This window comes from Streptomyces sp. NPDC058964, assembly GCF_042741275.1.
Lineage (GTDB): Bacteria > Actinomycetota > Actinomycetes > Streptomycetales > Streptomycetaceae > Streptomyces.
Genome location: NZ_JBHYKH010000091.1, coordinates 1 through 6,212, shown reverse-complemented (window position 1 = coordinate 6,212; position 6,212 = coordinate 1). Strand labels below are relative to the sequence as shown.

Annotated in this window: 2 protein-coding genes and 1 pseudogene; 1 reads left to right on the top strand and 2 read right to left on the bottom strand. The window is 71.7% G+C overall.

The window, feature by feature from the left end; translation table 11 throughout:
* Positions 1 to 48: 48 nt before the first annotated feature.
* Positions 49 to 672 (bottom strand): annotated as a pseudogene (gene lspA, locus ACFW2E_RS14450) (signal peptidase II).
* 67 nt (positions 673 to 739) lie between these two features.
* Entirely contained in the window at positions 740 to 2,149 is a 1,410-nt protein-coding gene (locus ACFW2E_RS14445) for a TraR/DksA C4-type zinc finger protein (protein ID WP_384466180.1), read from the bottom strand.
* Positions 2,150 to 2,753: 604 nt separating this feature from the next.
* Here ACFW2E_RS14445 and ileS point away from each other — a divergent pair.
* A complete protein-coding gene (ileS, locus tag ACFW2E_RS14440) occupies positions 2,754 to 5,897 on the top strand; it encodes an isoleucine--tRNA ligase (protein ID WP_384466178.1) in 3,144 nt (1,047 codons plus the stop codon).
* Positions 5,898 to 6,212 lie beyond the last annotated feature (315 nt).

The window sequence follows — 6,212 nt, the reverse complement described above, 5'->3', positions numbered from 1 at the left end:
CTATTATGCCGGAGCGGACGGGCAGCCCCGTACGAGAGTCCCGTTGCCTCAGTCCTTGTGGACGGTGCCGTCCGGGTCCAGACCGCGGAAGGAGAGCAGCACGATCAGGATGCCGCCGCAGACGATCGCCGAGTCGGCCAGGTTGAAGACCGCGAAGCCCTTGGGCGCGATGAAGTCGACGACCTCGCCCTCGAACAGCCCCGGCGTACGGAAGATCCGGTCGGTGAGGTTGCCGAGCGCACCGCCGAGCAGCAGGCCGAGCGCGATCGCCCACGGCAGGCTGTAGAGCTTGCGGGCCAGGCGGATGATCACCACGATCACGGCCGCCGCGATCACCGTGAAGATGATCGTGAAGGCCTGGCCGACACCGAAGGCCGCGCCGGGGTTGCGGAGGGCGTTGAGCTCCAGCCAGTCCCCGACGAGCTTGATCGGCGCGAGGTGCTCCAGCTACGCGACCACGACCATCTTGCTGACGAGGTCGAGGGCGAAGGCGAAGGCGGCCACCGCGAACAGCACCGCGATCCGGCGCTTGCCCCGGGGCCGCTCGGCCACGGTTCCCCGCTCGTCCGCTCCGGACACGCCGGAGACACCGGGCGCACCGGCCGCTGCCGCCTTGTCGCCTCTGCCGTCCGGGGTGTCCGGCGTACCGATGATGCGCTCCGCCTCTGCCACGTGAGTCCCTCAACCTAGGTGCCTGACTGAGGACGAGACTACGGCACGCCTCGGACGACCCACGTGCTCAGTAGCGGCGTTCCTGCTTCTGCTTGCACTCCACGCACAGGGTGGCGCGCGGGAAGGCCTGCATCCGGGCCTTGCCGATGGGGTCCCCGCAGTTCTCGCACAGACCGTACGTACCCGCGTCCAGGCGTTCCAGGGCGCGCTCGGTCTGGATGAGCATCTCGCGCGCGTTGGCGGCCAGGGCCATCTCGTGCTCGCGCGTGATGTTCTTGGTGCCGGTGTCCGCCTGGTCGTCGCCCGCGCCGTCCCCGGAGTCCCGCATCAGGCCCGCGAGGGACTCCTCGGAGGAGGTGATCTCGGCGCTCAACCGCGCGTCCTCGGACATCAGCTCCGCGCGCGCCGCCTCGACCTCCTCGTGCGTCCAGGTATCCTCCCCGGTACACACCGCGAGCTCGCCGGGCTCCACCGCGGCGATCCGCGCCTTGGGAACGGCGGTCTTCGCCGCCGTGGCCGTGCCAGGAGTCTTCTTCGCAACCACCGTCGTGGCTCCCGTCTGCTTCGCGGCCCGCGCCGCGCCCGCTTTCTTGGCCGTGCTCTTCTTGGCCGCGCCCTTGGCGGAGGTGCTCTTCCGGGAGGCCCCCTCCGTGCCGGCGTTCTCCCGGCCCCCCTCGGCGACGGCCTCTGCGGGGGCGGCGGTCTTCCCGGCCCCCGGCCTCCCGGCTCCCGCCTTCTCCTCGACCGCCCTCTTGGCGGCGGTCTTCCTCGCGGTGGCCCGCCCTGCCGTCGTGTCCGCGGGCACCGCCTCCTTCACGGCCGTCCTCCCGGCCGCCTTCCCGGTGGCCGCCCTCTTCCCGGGCCTCTCCTCGGAGGCCTTGGCGCCCTTGGACCCCTGCGGGCCCTCGGGGGCCGCCTTCCCGGCAGCGGCCTTCCTGGCGGCACTCCTGGCAGCGGACTTCTTCGCGGCCTCCCCGTGGGCGGCCTCCTTCACGGGCCTCGCCCTGGCGGCCGCCTTCCTGCCGGCGGCCTTCGCGGCCGCGCGGTCCTTGGCCGCGCCGTCCTTGGCCGCCCCGTTCTCCGCCGTGCCGTGCTCGGCCGTGCCGTGCTCGGCCGTGCCGTGCTCGGCCGTGGTCCCGGACGCCGGCTTCCCCGTCTTCGCCCTGTGGCCCGGTTCCCTCCCGCCCCCCTCCCCCTCGCCGGCCCTGTGGACGGCGTGCTTCCCGGCACCGGGCTTCGCCCTGGCCGCTCCCCCGCGGACCTCGTCGCTCCCGCCCGCATCGGCGGTCCTCACCGCCTCCACGGGTTTCACCGGCCGCACGGAGTTCGCGGTGCGCGGCGCGGCACCCCCCCGGGTGCTTTTCTTCCCCCCTATGCCCTTGGCCGTACCGTCGGCGGCATCCGCGGCCCCGGAGGCCCCCGCGCCCCTGGACCTGCTGGACGCCGCCTGCTGTACGGCGGTCTTCTTCACCACCATGGCCGCGGCCCCTTCACATATTGTGATCTTGCACGCGAATCGTGCTGGGACGATAAATCGACTTGAGTCCCGCGGCAACGGGGCACGCCGCCCGATTCGCCCGCCCCGCACCCCCCGCGCAGCAGGTCTGCATGCGTTGTGCCCAGCTCCCCGCCGGGTAATCCGCCGGGCAGGGCATCCCTGGATGCGAACACGCGTACCCCGCCATTCGGGTCATCTCGGCACCGGGCGGGCCCCCGGACCCGGGAGCCGGAAAACCGGTCGGCCGCGGTCCCCGGGGCGCCGTACACTGGGCGGAGCGAAAAGCTTGGATGGGGACGAGTAGCGGCGTACGCAGCCCAGAGCGACCCGGGGACGGTGGAAGCCCGGGGGCGAGCGCGCCGTGAAGATCACCCCGGAGCCGCCGGAAGAAAGCCCCAGGGACAGCACCTGGGGCCGGTAGACCCGGCATCGCGACCCCAATGAGGGGGCTCACCGGCGCGTACGGCGCCCGGAGGGCCAAGGAGGGTGGTACCGCGGGAGCGCGCCGCACACGGCGTACGTAGCACATACGGCTCTCGTCCCTCCGACGGAAGGCAGCAAGTCCGTTGGAGGAAGCTCGCAGATGACAGCGCCGACGTACCGCCAGGTACCCGCCCAGGTCGACCTGCCCGCGCTCGAGCACGCGGTGCTCGACTTCTGGCGCGATCAGAAGATCTTCGCCAAGAGCCTGGAGCAGTCCGAGGGCCGCCCCGAGTGGGTGTTCTACGAGGGCCCACCCACCGCGAACGGCATGCCCGGCGCCCATCACATCGAGGCGCGGGTCTTCAAGGACGTCTTCCCCCGCTTCCGCACGATGCGCGGCTACCACGTGGCCCGCAAGGCGGGCTGGGACTGCCACGGCCTGCCCGTGGAGCTGGCGGTCGAGAAGGAGCTCGGCTTCTCCGGCAAGCAGGACATCGAGGCCTACGGCATCGCCGAGTTCAACGCCAAGTGCCGCGACTCCGTGCTCCGCCACACCGACGCCTTCTCCGAGCTCACGACCCGCATGGGCTACTGGGTCGACCTCGACGACGCCTACGTGACGATGGATCCCGAGTACATCGAGTCGGTGTGGTGGTCGCTGAAGGAGATCTTCGACAAGGGCCTGCTGGTCCAGGACCACCGCGTCGCCCCCTGGTGTCCGCGCTGCGGCACCGGCCTGTCGGACCACGAGCTGGCGCAGGGCTACGAGACGGTCGTCGACCCGTCCGTGTACGTCCGTTTCCCGCTCACCTCCGGTCCGCTCGCCGGCCAGGCCGCGCTCCTGGTGTGGACGACGACCCCCTGGACCCTGGTCTCCAACACGGCGGTCGCCGCCCACCCCGAGGTCACCTACGTCGTCGCGACGAACGGCACGGAGAAGCTCGTCGTCGCCGAGCCCCTCGTCGAGAAGGCGCTCGGTGAGGGCTGGGAGGCCACGGGAGAGACCTTCACGGGCGCCGAGATGGAGCGCTGGGCCTATCAACGTCCCTTCGAGCTCGTCGAGTTCCCCGAGCCCGCCCACTTCGTGGTGAACGCCGAGTACGTCACGACCGAGGACGGCACGGGTCTGGTCCACCAGTCCCCCGCGTTCGGTGAGGACGACCTGCGGGTCTGCCGCGCGTACGGGCTGCCGGTGGTCAACCCGGTCCGCCCGGACGGCACCTTCGAGGAGGACGTGCCGCTGATCGGTGGTGTCTTCTTCAAGAAGGCCGACGAAAAGCTCACCGAGGACCTCCAGCAGCGCGGCCTGCTCTTCAAGCATCTGCCGTACGAGCACAGCTACCCGCACTGCTGGCGCTGCCACACCGCGCTCCTCTACTACGCGCAGCCGTCCTGGTACATCCGCACGACGGCCGTCAAGGACCGCCTTCTCGAGGAGAACGAGAAGACCAACTGGTTCCCGGAGACGGTCAAGCACGGCCGCTTCGGCGACTGGCTGAACAACAACATCGACTGGGCCCTGTCCCGCAACCGCTACTGGGGCACCCCGCTGCCCATCTGGCGCTGCGAGGACGACCACCTCACCTTCGTCGGCTCCCGCGCGGAGCTCACCGAGCTGACCGGCAGCGACCAGTCCCAGCTGGACCCGCACCGCCCGTTCATCGACGACGTCACCTTCGCCTGCCGTCACGACGGGTGCGGGAAGACCGCCACGCGCGTGCCCGAGGTGATCGACGCCTGGTACGACTCGGGTTCGATGCCGTTCGCGCAGTGGGGCTACCCGTACAAGAACAAGGAGCTGTTCGAGAGCCGCTACCCGGCACAGTTCATCTCCGAGGCCATCGACCAGACGCGCGGCTGGTTCTACACGCTGATGGCCGTGGGCACCCTCGTGTTCGACAAGTCGTCGTACGAGAACGTCGTCTGCCTCGGCCACATCCTCGCCGAGGACGGCCGCAAGATGTCCAAGCACCTGGGCAACATCCTGCAGCCGATCCCGCTGATGGATCAGCACGGGGCGGACGCGGTGCGGTGGTTCATGGCGGCCGGCGGCTCCCCCTGGGCAGCCCGCCGGGTCGGCCACAGCACGATCCAGGAGGTCGTCCGCAAGACGCTCCTCACCTACTGGAACACCGTCGCCTTCCAGGCCCTGTACGCCCGCACCTCCAACTGGGCGCCCGGCGAGGCCGATCCGGCCCCGGCCGACCGCCCGGTCCTGGACCGCTGGCTGCTGTCCGAGCTCCACGCGCTCACCGACCAGGTGACGCAGGCGCTGGAGGCCTACGACACCCAGCGCGCCGGCAAGCTCCTGTCCGCGTTCGTCGACGACCTGTCGAACTGGTACGTGCGCCGGTCCCGCCGCCGCTTCTGGCAGGGCGACAAGGCCGCGCTGCGCACCCTGCACGAGGTCGTCGAGACGGTCACCAAGCTGATGGCCCCGCTGACCCCGTTCATCACCGAGCGGGTCTGGCAGGACCTGGTCGTGCCGGTGACCCCGGGCGCCCCGGAGTCGGTCCACCTGGCCTCCTGGCCCGAGGCGGACCTGTCCGCGATCGACCCGGAGCTGTCGCGGCAGATGGTCCTGGTCCGCCGCCTGGTGGAGCTGGGCCGCGCCACGCGCGCGGAGTCGGGCGTCAAGACCCGTCAGCCCCTCAAGCGGGCCCTGATCGCCGCGAGCGGCTTCGAGGTCCTGCACACCGAGCTGCATACGCAGATCACGGAGGAGCTGAACGTCGAGTCCCTGGCGTCCCTCTCGGAGGTCGGCGGCTCCCTGGTCGACACGACCGCGAAGGCGAACTTCCGGGCCCTGGGCAAGCGCTTCGGCAAGCGGGTCCAGGATGTGGCCAAGGCCATCGCGAACGCCGACGCGGCGGCGCTCTCCCTCGCCCTGCGCGAGGGCACGGCGTCCGTGGAGGTCGACGGTGAGACGGTCGCCCTCGCCCCCGACGAGGTGATCATCACGGAGACCCCGCGCGAGGGCTGGTCGGTGGCGTCCGACTCCGGCGCCACGGTCGCCCTCGACCTGGAGATCACCGAGGAGCTGCGGCAGGCGGGCCTCGCCCGTGACGCGATCCGGCTGATCCAGGAGGCCCGCAAGAACAGCGGTCTCGACGTGGCCGACCGCATCGCGCTGCGCTGGGCCTCGACGGACCCCGCGGTCGTCGCGGCGCTCGCCGAGCACGCCGGCCTGATCGCCGACGAGGTCCTGGCCACGGACTTCGCCCAGGGTGAGGCGGACGACACCTACGGTGAGACGTTCACGGACGAGGGTCTGTCCCTGACCTTCCGGCTGCGCAAGGCCTAGCCGCACGGCGGCCCGCTCGCGAGGCGCGGCCGCACGGCGCGCGTAAGGCGCGTACGAGGGCCCGGCTTCCCGGTGCGGGGAGCCGGGCCCTTCGCGTGCGCCCGTGCCCCCCGCCGTCCTCGCGCCCCGGCCGCCCGCGGGGCCCCGGGGCAACCACACCGGCCTGCCCTGCCCCCGCCCCGTCCGCTCCTCCATGGAGCGCGGGCCGCCGGGGTCGGCGTCAACACGCGTAAAAAGGGCGGGGGCGGCGCGGGGCAGCAGGGGGCCCCCCCGCCCCGCCCCCCCCCCCACCAGGGTCACACAGACAGACATATT

Bases quoted from the DNA above. Each gene is read 5' to 3' on its own strand.
- ACFW2E_RS14445 (WP_384466180.1), bottom strand. From the start codon at position 2,149: ATGGTGGTGAAGAAGACCGCCGTACAGCAGGCGGCGTCCAGCAGGTCC.
- ileS (WP_384466178.1), top strand. From the start codon at position 2,754: ATGACAGCGCCGACGTACCGCCAGGTACCCGCCCAGGTCGACCTGCCC.